Source organism: Streptomyces sp. NL15-2K (genome assembly GCF_030551255.1).
GTDB lineage: Bacteria > Actinomycetota > Actinomycetes > Streptomycetales > Streptomycetaceae > Streptomyces.
Map to the genome: position 1 here is coordinate 2,027,501 of NZ_CP130630.1, position 20,590 is coordinate 2,048,090.

A 20,590-nucleotide genomic window follows, 5' to 3' on the forward strand; every position below is an offset into this window, starting at 1 on the left:
TCCTCACGCCGGCCGACGAGCCGAATCCGGCGCTGGGCGTACGGGGGCTGCGGACTCTGCTCGACCACCCCGAGGTGCTGCGTACGCAGCTGACGGCGCTGGCGAAGGCCGCCGAGGGGGTGCCGGTCTACCTCGAGGTGATGGCCCCGATGGTGGCGGACCGTGCCGATGCCAAGGCGTTCGCGGACGCGTGCCGTGAGGCTGGGCTGCAGGCGAAGTTCGGCGCGATGGTGGAGATTCCGTCGGCCGCGCTGCGGGCGCGGTCGATTCTGCAGGAGGTCGAGTTCCTGTCGCTGGGGACCAACGACCTCGCGCAGTACACCTTCGCCGCGGACCGTCAGGTGGGTGCGGTGTCGCGTCTGCAGGATCCGTGGCAGCCCGCGCTGCTCGACCTGGTCGCGCTGTCCGCCGAGGCGGCGAGGGCCGAGGGCAAGAGCTGTGGTGTGTGCGGTGAGGCCGCTTCCGACCCGCTGCTCGCATGTGTGCTGACCGGTCTCGGTGTCACCTCGCTTTCCATGGGTGCGGCTTCGATTCCTTATGTCCGGGCGACGCTGGCGAAGTACACGCTGGCACAGTGTGAGCGGGCCGCGGCGGCCGCGCGGGCGGCGGACAGTGCCGAGGAGGCGCGCAGCGCGGCCCAGGCGGTGCTGTCCGGCGAGTAGGCGGACCTGGCCGACTGGCGGCCTCTCGGCTGTCCGGTGAGGGGCGCTCCACGCGAGCTTGGGTTCTAGGAGTCGTTGCAACACCCCAGTTCAAGGGGTGCGATGGACTTCGAGATCCGTAAGGACCGGGAGAGGCCTCAGGGCAGGAAGAAGCTCGCCAGGGAGCGGGAGGCATACTCCCGGCTCATGCAGCAGGGTGTGAGCAACCGGGAAGCGTGCCGGATCGTCGGGATCGACCGCCGGACCGGCCAGAAGTGGCGCAACGGTCGTCAGGCATACGGTAACCGGAAGGCGCTGCCACCGATCAACGCGGTGGCAGCGCCCTGCGGGCCGTCCCGGTACCTGCGCGAGGAAGACCGCATTCACATCGCCGACCGGCTGCGGGAGAAGGCGACCGTGCGGGCGATAGCCGCGGAGCTGGGCCGCAGCCCGTCGACGGTCAGCCGGGAGATCCGCCGCAACCGTCACCCGACGGGCGGCCAGTACCGCCCGCACGCGGCCCAGGCCCGTGCCGATGCCCGCCGGCCCCGTCCGAAGCCCGGGAAGATCGGCCAGAACCCGCAGCTGCGCAACTTCATCCAGGACCACCTGGACCTACGGTGGAGCCCGGAGCAGATCTGTCAGGCTCTGCGGGCACGGTTTCCCCAGCGGCCGGAGATGCACGTGGTCCACGAGACGGTCTACCAGGCCCTCTACGTCCAGGGCCGGGGTGAGCTGCGCCGCGAACTGGCCCGCGCCCTGCGCACCGGACGCGCCCGGCGCAGACCTCGCCGCCAGGCCCAGCAGCGCCGGCCCCGGTTCGCCACCCCGATGGTCATGATCAGCGAGCGTCCGGCCGAAGCCGAGGACCGGGCGGTCCCCGGGCACTGGGAGGGCGATCTCATCATCGGCAAGGACGGAAAGTCGGCGATCGGTACCCTGGTCGAGCGGGCCACCCGCTACGTCATGCTCCTGCATCTGCCCGGCGACCACGGCGCCGAGAGCGTTCGCGACGCGCTGGTCACCACGGTCCGGACCCTGCCGTCCCACCTGCGACGGTCCCTGACGTGGGACCAGGGCTCGGAAATGGGCAGCCACGGCGCGTTCACCATCGCCACCGACGTCCCGGTCTACTTCTGCGATCCGGCCAGCCCCTGGCAGCGCGGCTCGAACGAGAACACCAACGGCCTGCTCCGGCAGTACTTCCCCAAGGGCACCGACCTCGCCGTCCACACCCGCGAGCACCTCGACGCCGTCGCCGCCGAGCTGAACGGCCGCCCACGCAAAACGCTCGGCCGGGAAACCCCAGCCGAGCGCCTGCATAAACTGCTCACCGCCTGATCAACACAACCACGTGTTGCGACGACACCTAGAAACCGCCGAGGTGGAGCGCCCCTTTTGTGTTCAGTGGTGGTGTCCGGGCGTCTGTCCTTCGTCTCCGAGATCGGGCGGCGCACAGTAGTCGACGTCCGATTCGGGCGAGATGAGGTCGCCTGATTCGATGTCGGTGCAGTAGGCGTCGAAGACTTCTCCGGCCGTGAGGGGTTCGAGGCGCTCGCCGCGCAGGCGCCAGCCGTAGATCCGGTCGGGGTTGCCAGGGGCGCTGGTGCGCATCACGAGTCCGCCCGGGCTCTGGGTGCCGAGGGCGAGGGCGAGGACGGTGGTGAATTCGAGGGCTTCGGCCTCGTCGAGTTGGGTGGCTCCGTCGGCGTCCTCGTGGGCGTGGAGTACGGCGACGAGTGTTTCAGGTGTGCCGGTGACACTGCAGACGAGGTGGCGATCGCCAGGCGGCGCCGTCTCGAGGATATGGACGAGGAGGTGGGAGGCGCGGACGAAGGCCGCGCGGCCGATGTCCTCGCCGCAGGAGGCGCAGGATCCGAGGCGGGCGAGCAGCGTGCTCGCGTATTCCCAGGTGGCCTGTCGGACGGCTTCGTCGACGAGGGCCGGTACGAGGTCGGCCAGGGGCTGGCCTTCGTAAGTGATGGCCGGGCCGGTGGTCGCGAGTTCGGCTGTGAAGCGTGTGCGGCTCGACGGGATGTCGGGGTCGAGGCCGGCGTCCGCACAGAACTCGGCGTATTCCTCCGGGTCGAAGAGGGCGACCGTGGTGTGGCTGCCTTGGGACGCGCGTGTCCTGAGGAGGTCTTCGACCTGTTGGAGGTAGGTCGTGTGGTCGTCGAAGGTGAAGGTGCGGTAGCGCCGCATGGCGCGGAAGTCGTGTTCGTCGGTCAGCAGGCCGATGGTGCCGGCGACTTCGCGGCGCAGGACGCGTCGCATGGTCTGGTGGTCGGTGCGCTCCATGTTTCCCCCTGTACGCAGTCGATCAATGCTCACTCACAGTAATCGACAGCACTGACAATGACGTCCGGGCGAGACGGTCGCGGATGTGGCGATGCTGGATCGGGCAGGTCACGGAGATGGTGGAAACGAATACGGTCCCGCCCACCGGGCCGGTGGCGAGGGCCGCGGTGACTGCGAGTGTCCGACGCCGCGTGGGGCGGACTGGGCGTGACCGTGGACGCCGAGGTAGACGCCGAGCGAGGTTGAGGACGAGCAGCGAGCGATTCCGGTGGCGCCGACGGCGACGAGTGTGCCGATCTTGGCGATGGAGCGCTCGGCGGCCGCCCAACGTCCCGGAGGGAGTTGGCGGGATGCTACGGCTGCCTCGGACTTCGCGGTCGTGGTCGGCGAGTCCGAGGCCGCCTACGGAGGTTGACGGAGGTGTGGGCGCGTCGGTCAGGCGTGCTTGCGGGCCAGGTCCTCGTAGAAGTGGAGCAGGTCGAGGTTGTCGACGGAGCCCGGGTTGACCGCCTTCTCCAAGGGAGTGCCCTGGAGCAGGCGCTTCACGGGTACCTCGATGCGCTTCCCGGTGAGGGTGTGCGGGATGCCGGGCACCTCGATGATCTCGTCGGGAACGTGGCGGGGTGAGAGCTGTTCGCGGATGGTCTGCTTGATGCGGCTCAGGAGCACCTCGTCGAGGACGGCCCCGGGGGCCAGGTGCACGAAGAGAGGCATCCAGTATCCGCCGTCAGGCTGCTCGATACCGATGACCAGGGATTCCGTGATCTCGGGAAGGCGTTCGACGGCTTCGTAGATGTCGGCCGAACCCATGCGCACACCCTGGCGGTTGAGCGTCGAGTCGGAGCGGCCGTGGATGACGACGGAGCCGCGTGAGGTGACGGTGATCCAGTCGCCGTGGCGCCACACTCCGGGGTAGGTGTCGAAGTAGCTGTCGTGGTAGCGGCTGCCGTCCGGGTCGTTCCAGAAGTAGATCGGCATCGACGGCATGGGGTTGGTGACCACGAGCTCGCCGACCTCGTCGATCACAGGTTTGCCACTCGGGTCCCAGGACTGCAGGTCGGTGCCCAGCCCGGGCGCCTGCAGCTCGCCGATGTACACGGGGAGGGTCGGTACGGCTCCCGCGAAGCAGGAGCACACGTCCGTGCCGCCGCTGACGGACGCGATCCACAGGTCGTCGCGGACCTCGTCGTGCAGCCAGCGGAACCCGTCGGGCGGCAGGGGGGAGCCGGTGGTGGCGACGCACCGGATCTTGGAGAGGTCGTGGTCAGCGCCGGGGCGCACGCCGGCCTTGCGGCAGGCCATGACGTACGCGGCCGAGGTGCCGTAGAGCGTGGCCCGGGTGCGTTCGGCGACCCGCCACTGGGCGCCTGTGTCCGGATAGCCGGGGCTGCCGTCGTAGAGGACGATCGTCGTGCCGGTGAGGAGGCCGGAGACGAGGAAGTTCCACATCATCCAGCCGGTCGACGTGTACCAGAAGAAACGGTCCTCGGGGCCGAGGTCGCAGTGCAGGCCGAGCTGTTTGAGGTGCTCGATCAGGATGCCGCCCTGGGACTGGACGATGGCCTTGGGGAGGCCCGTCGTGCCGGAGGAGTAGAGCACCCACAGGGGGTGGTCGAAGGGCACCTGTTCGAAGACGGGTTCCGTGTCGGCCATGGTCAGGGCCGGCCACTCCAGGGCGCCTTCGGGTGCTTCGGTGCCGAGGAGGGGGATGTGGACGACGGCACGCAGGGTGGGCAGTTCGCGGCGCAGTTCGGCGACCGTGTCGCGGCGGTCGTGTTCCTTGCCGCCGTAGCGGTAGCCGTCGACGGTGAACAGGACCACCGGTTCGACCTGCTGGAAGCGGTCGAGGACGCTGCGGGCGCCGAAGTCGGGAGCGCAGGACGTCCAGACGCCGCCCACCGCGGCCGTGGCGAGGAGGGCGATGACGGCCTGCGGGATGTTGGGGAGGTAGCCGCTGACCCGGTCTCCGGGGCGTACGCCGAGGGCGCGCAGTTCGGCGGACAGGGAGCCGACCTGGCGGCGCAGCTCGGACCAGGTCATCGGGCGGGTCTCATGGGTTTCGTCGACGTACAGGAGGGCCGGTTCGTCCGTACGGGTCGCGCTGGCGCGCAGGGCGTGCTCGGCGTAGTTCAGGGTCGCGCCGGGAAACCACTGGGCGCCGGGCATCGAGCGGTCGGCGAGCACGCGCGCGTAGGGGGTCGGAAACCGTACGTCGAACCACTCCGTGACGGCTTTCCAGAACGTGTCCAGTTCGTCGACGGACCAACGGTGCAGTGCGGCGTAGCCGCCTTGGGGCGGGGCGCCGTGGTGCTCGGCCGCCCAGGTCTGGAACCTGGTGATCTGTGCGTGTGCGATGCGTTCGGGATCGGGCTGCCAGAGCGGCTGGGGGTTCATGGTCGACATGGGGCGGCTCCCGGGCTGTGCGCGTCGTGTGCGTCCTCCGCGCACGGGCTGGGGTGTGCGCGTGACGCGGATGACACGGACGATGCCATGTGATCGACTCCTGCACCAGGGCGTGCCCCACATAGTCCGTGTCGTGAAGATGTGGTCCCAGCACGGGTGAACGGCAGTTGAACGACACGCACGCGTGGCGCCGTCAATGGCAGGCTGAGCAGCATGGATGGTCGTGGCCTGGTGCGTTCGATGAAGACGGTCGGTTCAGCGGGGGCGGCCCAGGGGTTGCGTACCGTTCGCGCCGCGTGGCGCAGGAGGCGTGCCGATGCCACGGGGCTGCCACAGCGGGGGGCCGAGCGCGCGCGGGTACCGGGGCCGGTGCGGGAGGTCGAGCCGGGGCCCGGGGGCGGTGTCGTCCGGTTCAGCCGCTCCGATCTGCGGATCACTGTGGCCGCCAACGGGGCCGTCTTCTGGGGCTGGGACGGAGCCGGTCCCGAGCCGTCGTACGCGCTCGCCGGGCGCTGCCCGGAGCCGGATCCCAGAGCGGTGCTGGAGCCGGACAAGGACGGCGGCTGGCGCGTGGTGGCGGAGCGGGTGACAGTCGTGGTCTCGCGGCACGGAGCGGTCGAGGTGCGTACGCCCGGTGGTGTGACCTTGCGCCGGGATCTGCCGCCCCGGTGGTGGGAGCCCGTGGGCGGCGGCCCGGCACGGTGGATGCAGCGGTCGGAGGTGGCCGCGGACGCGCGGTTCTTCGGGCTCGGGGGGCGGGCTTCGGGCCCCCGGCTGCGGGACGGGACGTACCGGCTGTGGAACACCGACCCGGGGCGGCCCTTCGGCCCTGGTGACGATCCGTTGTACGTCACGATGCCGGTGCAGCTGGTGGTCGCCGATGCCGCCACGCATCTGGTGTTCCACGACACCTCGTGGGACGGCACGGTGACACTGCGGGAGGGCGAGGAGGGTGCCGGGTCCGGGCACGACCGGGCCGGCACGGCCGAGCTGCGCATGGAGGGCGGTCCGCTGCGCTGCTGGCTGATCGTGGGCACCCCCGCGCGCGTGCTGCTCGCCTGGGCCTCACTCACCGGGGCGGCCGCGCTGCCGCCCGCGTGGGCGCTCGGGCACCATCACGCGCGGTGGGGCTTCGGCAGTGAGCAGGAGGTGCGGCGGATCGTTTCGGGCTATCAGGAGCGCGGTCTGCCGCTCGACGCGGTCCATCTGGACATCGACCACTACGACGCCCACCAGGTGTTCACCGTCGACCAGGAGCGCTTCCCCAAGCTGCCGCAGCTCGCCGAGGAGCTGCGGCGTGACGGGATCCGGCTGGTGTCGATCGTCGATCCTGCGGTCAAGGCCGCCCCGGGGAACGCCGTGTTCGACGGCGGGTCGGCCGAGGACGCGTTCGTGCGGGACGCGGCGGGACGACTCGTGCGAGGCGTCGTGTGGCCCGGCGAGGCGGTCTATCCGGACTTCACGCACGCGCGCGTGCGACGGTGGTGGGGGCGCCTCTACGAGGAGCGCCTCGCACAGGGCTTCTCGGGCTTCTGGCACGACATGAACGAGCCCACCTCGTTCACCGCCTTCGGGGAGTCGACACTGCCGCGCTCGGCCCGGCACTCCCTCGAGGGCCGGGGCGGCGACCATCGCGAGGCCCACAACGTCTATGCGTTGTGCATGGCCCGGGCCGGCTACGACGGGCTGCGCGAACTGGCTCCTCAGGATCGGCCCTTCGTCTTCTCGCGCTCCGGCTGGGTGGGCATGCAGCGCTACGGGGGGTCGTGGTCCGGGGACGTGGCCACGGGATGGCCTGGGCTGCGGGCCTCACTGTCGCTGGTCATGGGGCTCGGGCTGTGCGGGGTGCCGTACTCGGGGCCGGACGTGGGCGGCTTCGACGGGAGTCCGTCGGCCGAGCTGTATCTGCGGTGGTTTCAACTGGGCGCGTTTCTGCCGCTCTTCCGCACGCACGGGAGTCTGCGGGCCGGGCGCAGGGAGCCGTGGGAGTTCGGCGAGGAGGTGCTGGAGCACGCGCGCGTGGCGCTCGTCGAACGCCGGCGGCTGCTGCCGTACTTCGTGACGTTGGCGCATCTGGCCCGGCGTACGGGGGCGCCCTATGTACGGCCCCTGTGGTGGTCGGCGCCCGAGGACCGTGCGCTGCGTCACTGTGAGGACGCCTTCCTGCTGGGCGACTGCCTGCTGGTGGCGCCGGTACTCGACCCGGGTGCTGACCGGCGGGCGGTGCAGTTGCCGCGAGGGCGCTGGTACGACACGGCGACGGAGAAGGTGTACGAGGGCCCGGCGCAGGTGCTCGTGGACGCCCCTTTGTCGCGGATTCCGGTGCTCGCGCGCGCGGGTGCCGTCATCCCGGTACGCGGGGACGACGGTGGGCTGGAACTGGAGGTGTGGTCGCCCGCCCTGGGACGGACCGGGGGCGGGCTGGTCGTGCCGGACGCGGGCGACGGATGGGACGAGCCGGAGATCGAACGCTATGTATCCCGCTGGGAGGGCAGGCAGGTGGTCGTCGAGCGGGAGGGTGAGGACGGCGTGAGCGAGCCGCTTCACCCGGTGCGGGTACGAGGGCTCGGCGCGGGCTGAGTCAGACGTACCGGCCCTCGAACCACGCCCGCACAGCCAGTGTGTGCAGGGGGAAGGCGAGCTCCTCCGGCCTGCGCAGCAGGTGCCGGCCCTCGGTCTCGTCCGTGGCGGCGGAGGGCGGCAGGCCGTCGGCCGGGCGCTCCGGCAGGAGCCCGAACAGCAGCAGGTGTCCGTCGGGCGAGCTCATCGCGTCGACGAGCCGTACGTCCCGGCTCGCCGCCTCGATGCCGGTCTCTTCCCTGAGCTCGCGTACGACGGCCTGCCGCCAGTCCTCACGGTCGTCGATGTAGCCGCCGGGCAGTGCGGTGCCCCCGCGCGCGGGAGCGATGGTGCGCGTGATGACGACCAAGGCGGTGCCCTGTGTGTCGTACACCGGCTGGAGGGCCACCGCGACCGGGAGCGGATTGCGGTAGGCCACGGTGGCGCAGGCCGGACAGGTACGGGGCCAGCCGGAGACGCCCTCTCCGTAGGGGGCTCCGCAGCTCGAACAGTGGGTACCTGGCCCGGAGTTGTGGGTGGAGTACTGGGATTCGGACACGCGCGGACTGTATCCGATCACTGGAAGGGCGTGTTCCGGGGGCAGCTCAGTGGTTCCCTGTGAGGGACTTCGAGGACACCGGGAAGTCGAAGTAGGTGTCGGGGTAGAGCTCTGGCTTGTACGTGTAGTGCCACCATTCCTCGGCCAGATTGACGAATCCGAGGCTCTCCAGGGTGCTCTTGAGAAGCAGCCGGTTGGCGCGCTGGGTGCCCTGGATGCGCGGGTCGAGGGTGTGCGAGAGGCTGTCGAAGCAGTCGAATCCGGTGCCCATGTCGACAGAGTTGTCCGGGAAACGCTCCTCCTTCGGGGCGTAACAGGGCACCAGCAGCTCTCCGGGCATGTACGGCCTGGTCGGCTTGGCGGGGAGCTTCACGATCGTGAGGTCCATGGTCGAGCCGCGGCTGTGGCCGGATTTCTCCGCGATGTAACCGTCCTCGAACAGACGGCTCTTGTCGACGTCCGGATAGAACTCGCCCTTCATGGCTGCATCGTCGAGATCCTGGGCCCAGCGGACGAAGTGGTTCACGGCGCGCTGCGGCCGGTAGCAGTCGTACACCTTGAGGGTGTAGCCCTTGCGGAGGAGTTTCAGCTGGGCCGCGTGGAGTGCTTTCGCGGCCGGCCGGGTGAGGATGCACAGGGGCTGCTGGTAGCCGTCGATGCGCTCGCCGACGAAGTTGTGCGAGGTGAAGTAGCGCATCTCCTGGATGATCGTCGGGTCCACGGTTCTCAGGGCCACGAAGTCTGCGGGTGCTTTGGGCTCGGTCTGTCCTCGGGCGTCGGTAGCGGCGGCGGTCACGGCCAGCAGGGCGGCGAGTGCGGTGACCAGCCCGCGTACTGCGCTGGAGAGTCGTGTCATGTCCCCTGCATCTATCAGAGGCGCGTTCCGCCGGGGAAGCGATCGGATGCAGTTCGCCTCCGAACGGAGGACCGTGACGGATGCCCTGCCCATGGTGAGCCGCCCGTGGCACACTTCTGACTTACCGTCAGATTCGATGTCGGGGAGGGACCTTGTCGCGTGCACGCACGCCTGTCGTCGCCGGATGGTTCGTCGGCGACGGAGGCGGTTTCCGGCTCCTCGGCACACGCTGCTCGGCGTGCGCCTCGGTCTTCTTCCCCCGCGAGGACTCCCACTGCCGTAATCCCGGGTGCTCCGGCGGCGATCTGGAGGAGGTCCCGCTCTCGCAGCGCGGGCGCGTCTGGTCGTACACGGACAGCCGCTACCGCCCGCCGTCACCGTATGTGACCGATCCGGAACTTCCGTGGGAGCCGTACACGTTGATCGCTGTGGAGCTCGAGGCAGAACGGATGGTGGTACTGGGACAGGCGGTCCCCGGGGTCACTGTCGCCGAGCTGGCGGTGGGCATGGAGGTGGAGGTCGTGCCCGGCGTGCTCCATGAGGACGCGGAGACGGTCTGGACGACTTGGCGGTGGCGGCCGACCGGGGTGGCGGCATGACAGGAGAGGTGGCGGTGCTCGGCGCGGGCATGCACCCCTGGGGCAAGTGGGGTCGCGGTTTCGTCGAGTACGGCGCGGTGGCAGCCCGCGCGGCACTCGCCGACGCGGGACTGGACTGGCGGGAGGTCGACTCGATCGTCGGTGCGGACACCGTGCGCGGCGGCTATCCGGGGTATGTGGCAGGGGCGACGTTCGCGAAGGCGTTGGGCTGGCAGGGGGCCCGGGTCGCCAGTGTGTACGCGGCGTGCGCGTCGGGGGCGCAGGCCGTCGACATCGCGCGCGGGCAGATCCTTTCGGGCCTCGCGGACGTGGTGCTCGTGGTGGGCGCCGATGCCGCGCCGAAGGGTTTCTTCCGGCCTGCGGGTGGCGATCGGCCCGACGACCCGGACTGGCTGCGCTTCCGGGTGCTGGGAGCGACCAATCCGACGTACTTCGGGCTGTACGCGCGGCGGCGGATGGCCGTACACGGGGACACACTGGAGGACTTCGCGCAAGTCAAGGTGAAGAACGCCACGCTGGGCGCGCTGAATCCGTACGCGCGCTACCGCAGGCGGGTCACCGCCGAGGAGGTCGCCGCCTCGGCAGTGGTCGCCGATCCGCTGCGACTGCTCGACATCTGCGCGACCTCGGACGGAGGCGCGGCTCTGGTGCTGTCCAGCATGGAGTTCGCACGCCGGCGCGGAGCGGCCGATCCGGTGCGGATCAGGGCCGTGTCCACGGTGACGCCGCGTTACCCGAACACCGTGCTGGATCTGCCGGACATCGCGACGGACTCCGCGGTGGCGGCCGAGCCCGCCGCCGGGTCATTCCGGGCGTCGATCGCGCGGGCCGCCTACGAGGAGGCGGGCATCGGGCCGGAGGATCTGTCCCTCGCCGAGGTGTACGACCTGTCCACCGCTCTGGAGTTGCAGTGGTACGAGGACCTCGGGTTGTGCGGGGAGGGCGAGGGGGCGAAGCTGCTGCGGGAAGGTGCGACCACCCTGGGCGGGCGTATACCGGTCAACACCAGTGGCGGGCTCGCCTCCTTCGGAGAGGCCGTTCCGGCCCAGGCGATCGCCCAGGTCTGTGAAGTGACCTGGCAGTTGAGGAGCGATGCGGGTGACCGGCAGGTCGCGGGGGCACGCGTGGGCATCACCGCCAACCAGGGACTGTTCGGGCACGGATCGGCGGTGATCGCGGTGCGGTGAGAAGCGGGCGGGCCCGGGGCGGGACCGGATCGCCGTGGCCGGGCGGGCCGGGCGGCGTCGCGATGGCCGCCGTCACCGGCCCGAGCGGGCCCACGGGAGCAAGGGCTTTCTCGTACGCTGCGTGACCAACCAGGAATCCCGCGTGAACGTCTCATGAACTGGACCTGGGCGTCCTCCGACAGCGCCATCATGCTCCCGTGCACTCCTGGACGGACACTCTCCGCTTCGCCTTCCAACCGGTGGTCAATCTGACGACCGGCGGGGTCGCGGGGTTGGAGATACTCGCCCGGCCGGAGACCGGCGACGTCCTGGCCGAGGCCCGTCGGGATCCCGAACTCGACGGTCGGCTCGCGGTGTTGGCGGTGCGTACGGCGGCTCGCCAGGAGACACTCCTGCCGCTGCATGTCAACGTGTTCGCCGGCACCCTCGCCGACCTCGGCGGATTGACTCCGCTGCACGACGCCGTGCGCGCGGCGGGGCGGCTGCCCTGGGAGGTGACGGTCGACGTAGGCCCGCCGTACACCCACGTGCCCCAGCAAGCGCTGCTGGAGGCGGTCGCCGGGCTACGGGACCAGGGCTTCCGGATCAGCGCGGACGGCGTCGGAGACGGGGACGTACCCCTGCGGCTGCTCATCGATCTCGCGCCCGACCTCGTGAAGCTCGACGCGTCGCTGCTGGCGCGGCCGGCGGGGGTGCGCGCGATGCGGACTCTGTGCGACGAGCTCGGCGCGCTGCTCGTCGTCGAGGGCGTGGAGACCGAGCTGCAGTGCGCGGCGGCACTGTCGGCAGGTGCGCAGCTGGCGCAGGGCCAGCTGTTCGCCCCGCCGTCCCGGCTGCCCGCCGCGGACGTATACGTTCCGCCCCGCTCCGCCGATGTCGTCGGGACACCTCGCTCGGGGCCGTCGGTGCGGGAGTTCGTACGACCGGCGGCGCTGCTGCCCGCCACCGCGTCGGCAGGTCAGGTCCGGGCGCTGCTGACCGGCTCGCCCGACGTGTCCGGGGTCCTGCTCGTGGACCGGGACGGCGTGCCGGTGCGCTCGGTGCACCGCTCCCGCTTCCTGCTGTCCATGTCGGGTCGCTACGGACATGCCCTGTACGCCGATCGCCCCGCCGCCAAACTCGGCGACCCACCCCGGACGGTGGGCGTCGACGCCACGGCGTGGGAGGTCCTGGACGTGGTGGCCGTCGGCGACCGGGACCGCACATCGGACGACGTCGCCGTGGTCGACCGGTACGGCCGCTGCGTGGGCGTCGTACGGCTCGCGGATCTCGTACGGGCGCTGGCCGAGAGCCGGGTGGAGGAGGCGGCCGGGCTCAATCCGCTGACTCGGCTGCCGGGTTCGGACGCCATCACCGGGGAGGTGGACCGGCGGATCGCGGACGGGCGGGCGTTCGCGCTGAGTTGGCTGGACGTCGACCACTTCAAGCAGGTCAACGACGGGGCCGGGTTCGCGGCCGGCGACGAGTTGATCCGGTCGGTGGGGCGGGCGCTGCAGCATGCCGCGTCCGGCAGTACGCGCGTGGGCCACATCGGTGGGGACGACTTCCTGGTGCTCACTGATCCGGAGGGAATGGATCCGCTGGCCGCCTCCGTGTTGGACATCCCCTGGACGGCGGGTGGGCGTGCCGTCACCCTGTCCCTGGCCACGGTGCTGTGCCCACCGGGCAGCGTGACGGACCACCGGGAGGCGGCCGCCCGTCTGGCCCCGCTGAAGCGGGCCGCGAAGGCGTTGGACGGTGCGAGTTGGGTGCTGGGCCGTGCCGGGCTGGCCGGGCACGAGGTCCGTCGCGGGTCGGAGGCGACGACCGCGCGGGCGGGGTAGGCGGGGCGAACGCCAGGTGGACAGCGCCGCAGGTCGGGGCCGGCCTCCTCGGTCAGGGAGACGACCTGCCCGACGGCGTGAGTTTGCGCGCGTCGGTCAGGTGCCCGGGCCACTGGTCCATCCGCGCCTTGCGCCTCGGGCAGGCCCTCGCGACAGCGGCCGGTGATCAGGCCCATCGCCGGCGGAGTCCGCGTCGGCGTGCCGCCCGGACCAGCGGATCGGCATACGGGTTCCGCGTGTCGGGCGTCCCCACAGGAACCCGCGACACCGCACACTTCCGGCCGTGCCCGGGCAACTGTTCGCGTCCGGCTCGCTCAGCCGCATGCCGCAACAACCGTTGTCGTCAGCGACCTTGACGCTCCCTGGACGCAGGTGAACACTTCCGGTGTCAGTCGACATCGCCGTACATTCTCGGCGTATTCAGGCACTGCGCCGCGCGGGTCCACCTGAGCCGAGGCCCGTACCCCCACGGGCGATTCGGCTGTTACGGCACGCTCGTCGCGGACGCCGGGCGGGGCGCGGGATCCTCCCTGCCCTCGGCAGTTCGCCAAGGGAACCGCACCCTGCACGAAGGACCGGGGCCGCTCGTCCCGGCCCAGGGCCTAGGAGCCGCCATGAGCAATGGAGACATCTTCGTCGGCGAAGTCATCGGCACCGCGATATTGATCCTCTTCGGCGCCGGCGTCTGCGCCGCTGTCACGCTCCGATACTCCAAAGCGCGGGCCTCGGGGTGGATCGTGATCGCGTTCGGCTGGGGATTCGGCGTGCTGGCGGGCGCCTACACCGCCGCTCCCCTCTCCGGTGGGCACCTCAATCCGGCGGTGACCCTCGGCATCGCCGTCGACACCGATGAGTGGGGCAAGGTCTGGGTCTATCTGCTGGGCCAGATGGTCGGGGCCATGCTCGGCGCCGTCCTGTGCTACCTCACCTACTTCGCCCAGTTCCAGGCCAATGTCCGGGAGACGGGCACCACGGAGGGCACGGCGGAGGAACCGGTTCCGACGCTCGGCGTCTTCTCCACCATCCCGGAGATCCGGAACCCGGTCGCCAACCTGGTCACGGAGATCATCGCGACGATCGCGCTCGTCCTGCCGATCCTCGCTTTCGGCCTCACCAAGGGGCTGGGCGAGTCCGGAACCCAGGTGCTGATCGTCGCGCTGCTGGTCGTCGGCATCGGCCTCTCCCTCGGCGGGCCCACCGGCTACGCCATCAACCCCGCGCGCGACCTCGGCCCACGCATCGTGCACACATTCCTGCCGATCCCGAACAAGGGCACTTCCGACTGGAGTTACGCCTGGATCCCGGTCGTCGGCCCGCTGATCGGCGGAGCGCTCGCGGGTCTCATCTACCACGCGGCCTTCTGAGCCGATACCCGATCCGATTTCTGAGCAGTCTTCTGAACCCAGCCCAAGGGGTAGCCATGACGGACAACGCCGAGAAGTACGTCGCCGCAATCGACCAGGGCACCACCTCCAGCCGCTGCATCGTCTTCGACCACAACGGCGCCATCGTCGCCGTCGACCAGCGCGAACACCGCCAGATCTTCCCCAAGCCCGGCTGGGTGGAGCACGACGCCACCGAGATCTGGTCCAAGGTGCAGGCAGTGGTCGCCGGGGCGATCGCCAAGGCCGGGCTGCGCGCCGACCAGCTCAGCGCGCTCGGGATCACCAACCAGCGTGAGACGACAGTCCTGTGGGACCGCGCCACGGGCAAGCCCGTGCACAACGCGATCGTGTGGCAGGACACGCGCACCGCGGCGCTGTGCAACCAACTGGGCGGCGCGGACGGGCAGGACCGTTTCCGCGAGCAGACCGGGCTGCCGCTGGCCAGCTACTTCTCCGGCCCCAAGGCCGCCTGGCTCCTCGACAACGTGCCCGGGCTCAGGGCCCGCGCGGAGCGCGGAGAGATCGCCTTCGGCACCATCGACTCCTGGCTGATCTGGAACCTCACCGGCGGGACGGACGGCGGGCGGCACGTCACGGACGTGACCAACGCCGGGCGCACCATGCTGATGAACCTGGAGACCCTCCAGTGGGACCAGTCCATCCTGGCGGCGATGAACGTCCCCGAGGCCGTCCTGCCCGAGATCAGGTCGTCCGCCGAGGTGTACGGCACAGCGGTCGGCCAGCTCGCGGGCGTACCGGTCGCCTCCGCGCTGGGCGACCAGCAGGCGGCCGTGTTCGGGCAGGCCTGCTACGACGTGGGCACGGCGAAGAACACGTACGGCACGGGCAGCTTCCTGCTGCTCAACACCGGCAACCGGCCGGTGCCGTCGAAGAGCGGGCTGCTGACGACGATGGGCTACAAGATCGGCAGTGAGGCACCCGTGTACTGCCTGGAGGGGTCGATCGCCATAACGGGCGCGCTGGTCCAGTGGTTCCGCGATCAACTCGGCATCATCCGAACCGCCGACGAGATCGAGCCGCTGGCGGCGAGCGTGGAGGACAACGGAGGCGCGTACATCGTGCCCGCGTTCTCCGGCCTGTTCGCTCCGTACTGGCGCTCCGACGCGCGCGGAGTCGTCACCGGACTCACCCGGTACGTCACGAAGGCGCACCTCGCGCGCGCGGTGCTGGAGGCGACGAGCTGGCAGACGCGTGAGGTCGTGGACGCCATGTTCCAGGACTCCGGGGTGCAGATCACCACGCTGAAGGTGGACGGCGGCATGACGAAGAACAACCTCCTCATGCAGCACCAGGCGGATGTCCTGGACGTGCCGGTGATCCGGCCCAAGGTCTCCGAGACGACCTGCCTGGGCGCCGCGTACGCGGCCGGCCTCGCCACGGGCGTGTGGAACGACCTGGACGAGCTCAAGACGCACTGGCAGAAGGACGTCGAATGGACGCCCGCGATGGAGGCCTCGGTGCGCGACCGCGAATACCACAACTGGCGCAAGGCCGTGGAGAAGAGCTTCGGCTGGCTGGAGGACGGCGACAACTAGGCGGCACCCACCGGGCACGCGCGCGTGGTGCCATGGACGGCGGCTCGTACCCCGGTCGGCGGGGGTACGGGCCGCTCCCGTGTCATGTGGTGACGGCCTGGCGGTGCTCCGCCGCATACGCCATCGCGTGCTGGACGACGCCGACGAGGACCTCCTTGACGGACTCCCGGTCGCGGGCGTCGCACAGCACCAGCGGTACGCCGTCGTCCAGGTCGAGGGCCTGACGTACGTCGTCCGCCGGGTAACGGGCGGATCCCTCGAAGCAGTTGACGCCGACGACGAAGGGGATGGACCGCCGCTCGAAGTAGTCGACGGCGGCGAAGCAGTCCTCCAGGCGGCGGGTGTCGGCGAGCACCACGGCACCGAGCGCGCCTTCGGAGAGCTCGTCCCACATGAACCAGAACCGCTCCTGGCCGGGCGTGCCGAACAGGTACAGCACGAGGTCCTCGCGCAGCGTGATGCGGCCGAAGTCCATGGCCACGGTGGTGGTGTGCTTGCCCTCCACACCGCTCGTGTCGTCGACCGGGCGTCCCGCCTCGGTGAGCAGTTCCTCGGTGCGCAGCGGCCTGATCTCGCTGACCGCGCCGACGAGCGTGGTCTTGCCCACGCCGAAGCCGCCGGCCACCAGGATCTTGAGCGTGACGGGCTCGACCGGGGGCTTGCCGCGCTCAGAACGCCCGAAGATCATCGATCTCTTCTCCTGCTTGATGGGGGTCGGGCGACGGTGGCCCGTAGCCTCCGCCGCCGGGGGTTTCGATGACGAGAACGTCGCCGGGGCCGACGTCCGCCGCGTCGCTTCCGGCGAGTTCGGTGACCGTGCCGTCCGCGCGCTCCACGCGGTTGGCGCCCAGGGCGCCGGGTTCCCCGCCCGCCATGCCGTACGGCGGGACCCGGCGGTGCTGGGACAGCGTGGAGACGGTCATGGGCTCATGGAACCGGATGCGGCGTACCGCGCCGTCCCCGCCGCGCCACCGTCCCGAACCGCCGCTGCCGCGCCGGACGGCGAACTCGTCGAGCTGGACGGGCAGTCGCCACTCCAGGACCTCGGGGTCGGTGAGCCGCGAGTTGGTCATGTGGGTCTGCACGACAGGTGCGCCGGGGAAGCCGTCGCCCGCGCCGGATCCGGAGGCCACGGTCTCGTAGTACTGGTGGCGGTCGTTGCCGAAGGTGACGTTGTTCATCGTGCCGGAGCCCTCTGCCTGGACGCCGAGCGCCGCGTAGAGGGCGCCGGTGATGGCTTGCGAGGTCTCGACGTTGCCCGCGACGACGGCGGCCGGCGGTTCGGGCGCCAGCAGGGAGCCGGGCGGCACGATGATGTCGAGCGGGCGCAGACAGCCGTCGTTGAGCGGGATGTCGTCGGCGACCAGGGTGCGGAAGACGTACAGGACCGCCGCGTTGACCACTGCGAAGGGGGCGTTGAAGTTGGTGGTCAGCTGGGGTGACGTGCCCGTGAAGTCGACGGTCGCGGAGCGCTTTTCACGGTCCACGCGCACGCGTACGCGGATGATGGCGCCCGAGTCGGTCTCGTAGGCGTACTCGCCGTCGTCCAGGGCGTCGATGACCCGGCGGACGGCCTCCTCGGCGTTGTCCTGGACGTGCTTCATGTACGCCTGTACGACGTCGAGGCCGAAGTGCTCGATCATGCGGGCGACTTCGTCGACGCCCTTCTGGTTGGCGGCGATCTGGGCCCGCAGGTCGGCGAGGTTGGTCTTGGGGTTGCGAGAGGGGTAGGGCGCCTCGGTCAACAGGCGGAGGGTCTCCTCCTCGCGGAAGCGGCCGTTCTCGGCGAGCAGCCAGTTGTCGAAGAGGACGCCTTCTTCCTCGATGGTGCGGCTGTCCGCCGGCATGGAGCCGGGGGCGATGCCGCCGATCTCGGCGTGGTGGCCACGCGAGGCCACGTGGAAGAGGATCTTCCGGTCACTGTCCGTGTCGCCTGAATCGAAGACAGGCGTGATGACCGTGACGTCCGGCAGGTGCGTGCCGCCGTGGTACGGGTCGTTGACCGCGTACGTGTCTCCCGGCCGCATCCGGGAGCGGCGGCGCCGGATGATCTCCTTGACGCTGGTGCCCATCGAGCCCAGGTGGACGGGGATGTGCGGGGCGTTGGCCACCAGGTTTCCGTCCGGGTCGAAGAGGGCGCAGGAGAAGTCCAGGCGCTCCTTGATGTTGACGGACTGGGCGGTGGACTCCAGGCGGGCGCCCATCTGCTCGGCGATGGACATGAAGAGGTTGTTGAAGACCTCGAGGAGAACCGGGTCGGCCTTCGTGTCGAGATCGGAACTCTGCGTAATCGCCGCGCGTTCCATGACCAGATGCCCGTCGTCGGTCGTCGCGGCCCGCCAGCCGTCGTCGACGACGGTCGTCGCGCTGGCCTCGGTGATGATCGCGGGGCCGGTGACGGTCTCGCCGGGGGGCAGCTCCTCGCGGCGGTGGAGGGGTACGTCGCGCCAGGTGCCGCCCGTGTGGAGGCGGATGGTTTCGGGAGCGGCGGAGCGGCCCTGGTAGGTGGCCAGGGCGGAGAGATCGGGGGGTTCGGTGATGCCGGTGGCTTCGACGGAGAGGGCTTCGACGACGATCGGGCGGTCGAGCGTGAAGGAGTACGTGGCGCGATGACGTACTTCGAAGGCGTGCCTCATCGTGTCGGGCTCGGTCAGCTCGACGGTGAGGGTGGTGTCGGTGCCGTCGTAGCGGAGCTGGGCGCGCCGGGTGACCTGGATTCGGTCCTCGGGGACGTCCTCGGCGAGGAGTTCGGCGCGGGCGGCGCTCTCCAGGTCGTCGGCGGTCTTGAGGACGCCGGGCATCGAGGCGGCCTCCAGGGGAGCCTCGACGGACTGTTCGCGCATGGCCGTGGTGTCGGCGAGGCCGATGCCGAGAGCGGACAGGACACCGGCCATGGGCGGCACGAGGACGGTGCGGATGCCGAGCGAGTCGGCGACCATGCAGGCGTGCTGCCCGCCCGCGCCACCGAAGGTGGCGAGGGCGTAGCGGGTCACGTCGTGGCCCTTCTGGACGGAGATCCGCTTCACGGCGTTGGCGATGTTGGCGACGGCGATCTGCAGGTAGCCCTCGGCGACCTGCTCGGGGGTGCGGTCGTCGCCGGTCCGCTCGCGGATCTCGCGCGCGAGGGCGGCGAAGCGCGCGCGGACGAGGGCGTCGTCGAGGGGCTGGTCGCCTTCGGGCCCGAACACCTTGGGGAAGTGGGCGGGTTGGATGCGGCCGAGGATGACGTTGGCGTCGGTGACGGCGAGCGGGCCGCCGCCGCGGTAGCAGGCCGGACCCGGGTCCGCGCCGGCCGAGTCCGGCCCCACGCGGTAGCGGGAGCCGTCGAAGTGCAGGACCGAGCCGCCGCCGGCCGCGACGGTGTGGATGTCCAGCATGGGCGCGCGCAGCCGGACGCCGGCGATCTGCGTGGTGAAGACGCGTTCGTACTCGCCCGCGAAGTGCGAGACGTCGGTGGAGGTGCCGCCCATGTCGAAGCCGATGACGCGGTCGAAGCCGGCGAGCTGCGACATGCGGGCCATGCCGACGATGCCCCCTGCGGGGCCGGAGAGGATCGCGTCCTTGCCGCGGAACTGCCCGGCCTCGGCGAGACCGCCATTGGACTGCATGAACATCAGCCGCACGCCTTCGAGCTCGTCGGCGACGTGCCGCACGTAGCGGCGCAGCACGGGCGACAGGTAGGCGTCGACGACGGCGGTGTCCCCGCGCGGGACGAGCTTCATCAGTGGGCTGACCTCGCTGGAGAGCGAGATCTGCGGGAAGCCGATGCGGGCGGCGAGCTGTCCGATCGCCTGTTCGTGGGCGGGGTGGAGGTGGCTGTGCATGCAGACCACGGCGACGGCGCGGATTCCGTCGTCGTATGCCTCCTGGAGGGGGCCGGCGAGGGAGTCCGGGTCGGGGGCGCGCAGGACGGTGCCGTCGGCGGCGATGCGCTCGTCGGCCTCGACAACCCGTTCGTAGAGCAGCTCGGGGAGTTCGATGCGGCGGGCGAAGATGTGCGGGCGGTTCTGGTAGGCGATGCGCAGGGCGTCGCGGAAGCCCCGGGTGATGACCAGCAGGGTCCGCTCGCCCTTGCGTTCCAGGAGGGCGTTGGTGGCGACCGTGGTGCCCATGCGGACGGCCTCGACCGGGTCCGGGGAGTCGGCCAGCAGTTCCCGGACGCCAGCGACCGCCGCGTCGGAGTACCGCGCCGGATTGTCCGAGAGCAGCTTGTGCGTCAGCAGACGGCCGTCCGGGCGTCGCGCGACGATGTCCGTGAAGGTGCCGCCCCGGTCGACCCAGAACTGCCAGCCTGTCACGTCAGTACCCCACTTCCGCGCCGCTCACAGCGCCCGGAGGCCGTTGATCACATCGCGAAGAATACTCTCGTCCGGCAGTTCCGCAGGGGGCACGGGTCGGTTCACATGGACGAATTCCGAGTCCACGAGGTCCCCGATGAGGACCCGTACCACTCCGATGGGCAGGTCGAGCTCGGAGGAGAGTTCGGCGACCGACTGGGGGGTCTCACGGCACAGGTCGACGATGTTCACGTGCTCCGGGGACAGGCTGTGGTCCCCTTCCGGGTCGTCCGCCTGGGGTTCCGTGACGACCACCGCGATGAGGTCGAGGCGGTGCTGGGCCGCACTGGTGGTGCGGCCGCGCGTCATGGCGTACGGACGGACGACCGGCCCGGCCTCGTCGTCGAACCAGTGACTTCTTCCCTGACCGTCTGTGCTCATGCCATC

The 20,590-nt window shown here is 70.5% G+C and carries 15 protein-coding genes (1 of these 15 only partly in view); 8 read left to right on the plus strand and 7 right to left on the minus strand.

What is annotated here, in order from left to right; translation table 11 throughout:
• Both ptsP and Q4V64_RS08590 read left to right on the plus strand, forming a co-directional pair.
• Positions 1-662, plus strand: partial view of a phosphoenolpyruvate--protein phosphotransferase gene (gene ptsP / locus Q4V64_RS08585; protein ID WP_124443917.1) — the final stretch only. It extends 1,009 nt beyond the left edge of the window; 662 of the gene's 1,671 nt are visible here — the last part of the coding sequence; the start codon falls outside the window, past its left edge; its stop codon occupies positions 660-662.
• A 102-nt stretch (positions 663-764) separates the two neighbouring features.
• Positions 765-1,982, plus strand: a complete 1,218-nt coding sequence (locus tag Q4V64_RS08590; protein ID WP_348540796.1) for an IS30 family transposase — start codon at positions 765-767, stop codon at positions 1,980-1,982.
• 63 nt (positions 1,983-2,045) lie between these two features.
• On the opposite strand, the gene Q4V64_RS08595 is transcribed toward Q4V64_RS08590, so the two are convergent.
• Both Q4V64_RS08595 and Q4V64_RS08600 read right to left on the minus strand, forming a co-directional pair.
• Positions 2,046-2,939 (minus strand): hypothetical protein, encoded by an 894-nt coding sequence (locus tag Q4V64_RS08595; protein ID WP_124443894.1) that lies wholly within the window; start codon positions 2,937-2,939, stop codon positions 2,046-2,048.
• A 435-nt stretch (positions 2,940-3,374) separates the two neighbouring features.
• A complete protein-coding gene (locus tag Q4V64_RS08600) occupies positions 3,375-5,342 on the minus strand; it encodes an acetoacetate--CoA ligase (protein ID WP_124443893.1) in 1,968 nt (655 codons plus the stop codon).
• Between the two features lie 213 nt (positions 5,343-5,555).
• Between Q4V64_RS08600 and Q4V64_RS08605 the strand changes: the two genes are divergently transcribed.
• Positions 5,556-7,922: a TIM-barrel domain-containing protein gene (locus Q4V64_RS08605; RefSeq protein WP_124443892.1), complete on the plus strand. Its 2,367-nt coding sequence runs from the start codon at positions 5,556-5,558 to the stop codon at positions 7,920-7,922.
• Between the two features lies 1 nt (position 7,923).
• On the opposite strand, the gene Q4V64_RS08610 is transcribed toward Q4V64_RS08605, so the two are convergent.
• Together Q4V64_RS08610 and Q4V64_RS08615 are read right to left on the minus strand one after the other, a co-directional pair.
• The gene (locus Q4V64_RS08610) at positions 7,924-8,460 is read right to left on the minus strand and encodes an NUDIX domain-containing protein (protein WP_124443891.1); all 537 of its coding nucleotides are present in this window, start codon (positions 8,458-8,460) and stop codon (positions 7,924-7,926) included.
• Positions 8,461-8,506: 46 nt separating this feature from the next.
• Positions 8,507-9,316: a M15 family metallopeptidase gene (locus Q4V64_RS08615; RefSeq protein ID WP_124443890.1), complete on the minus strand. Its 810-nt coding sequence runs from the start codon at positions 9,314-9,316 to the stop codon at positions 8,507-8,509.
• Positions 9,317-9,468: 152 nt separating this feature from the next.
• Between Q4V64_RS08615 and Q4V64_RS08620 the strand changes: the two genes are divergently transcribed.
• The 5 genes from Q4V64_RS08620 to glpK all read left to right on the plus strand — a co-directional run bounded on the left by Q4V64_RS08620 (position 9,469) and on the right by glpK (position 15,866).
• Positions 9,469-9,915, plus strand: a complete 447-nt coding sequence (locus tag Q4V64_RS08620) for a zinc ribbon domain-containing protein (RefSeq protein ID WP_124443889.1) — start codon at positions 9,469-9,471, stop codon at positions 9,913-9,915.
• On the plus strand, positions 9,912-11,102 hold the full coding sequence (locus Q4V64_RS08625; RefSeq protein ID WP_124443888.1) for a lipid-transfer protein: 1,191 nt from the start codon (positions 9,912-9,914) through the stop codon (positions 11,100-11,102). Before Q4V64_RS08620 ends, Q4V64_RS08625 begins: the two co-directional genes overlap by 4 nt.
• A gap of 197 nt (positions 11,103-11,299) precedes the next feature.
• Entirely contained in the window at positions 11,300-12,925 is a 1,626-nt protein-coding gene (locus tag Q4V64_RS08630) for a GGDEF domain-containing protein (protein WP_124443887.1), read from the plus strand.
• A gap of 614 nt (positions 12,926-13,539) precedes the next feature.
• Positions 13,540-14,289, plus strand: coding sequence for an MIP/aquaporin family protein (locus Q4V64_RS08635; protein ID WP_124443886.1), 750 nt, complete (start codon positions 13,540-13,542; stop codon positions 14,287-14,289).
• A 56-nt stretch (positions 14,290-14,345) separates the two neighbouring features.
• Complete coding sequence (gene glpK, locus Q4V64_RS08640; RefSeq protein WP_124443885.1) at positions 14,346-15,866, plus strand: glycerol kinase GlpK; 1,521 nt, start codon at positions 14,346-14,348, stop codon at positions 15,864-15,866.
• 82 nt (positions 15,867-15,948) lie between these two features.
• Here glpK and Q4V64_RS08645 read toward each other — a convergent pair whose 3' ends face one another.
• Genes Q4V64_RS08645 through Q4V64_RS08655 form a run of 3 tightly spaced genes read right to left on the minus strand, consistent with a single transcriptional unit; the run spans position 15,949 to position 20,584 of the window.
• Positions 15,949-16,554 carry an ATP/GTP-binding protein gene (locus tag Q4V64_RS08645; RefSeq protein ID WP_124443884.1) on the minus strand — a complete coding sequence of 202 codons (606 nt, stop codon included), beginning with the start codon at positions 16,552-16,554 and terminating at the stop codon, positions 15,949-15,951.
• Positions 16,535-20,164: a hydantoinase B/oxoprolinase family protein gene (locus Q4V64_RS08650; RefSeq protein WP_124443883.1), complete on the minus strand. Its 3,630-nt coding sequence runs from the start codon at positions 20,162-20,164 to the stop codon at positions 16,535-16,537. Before Q4V64_RS08650 ends, Q4V64_RS08645 begins: the two co-directional genes overlap by 20 nt.
• Before the next feature lie 24 nt (positions 20,165-20,188).
• Positions 20,189-20,584, minus strand: a complete 396-nt coding sequence (locus Q4V64_RS08655) for a DUF742 domain-containing protein (RefSeq protein ID WP_124443882.1) — start codon at positions 20,582-20,584, stop codon at positions 20,189-20,191.
• Between the last annotated feature and the right edge of the window lie 6 nt (positions 20,585-20,590).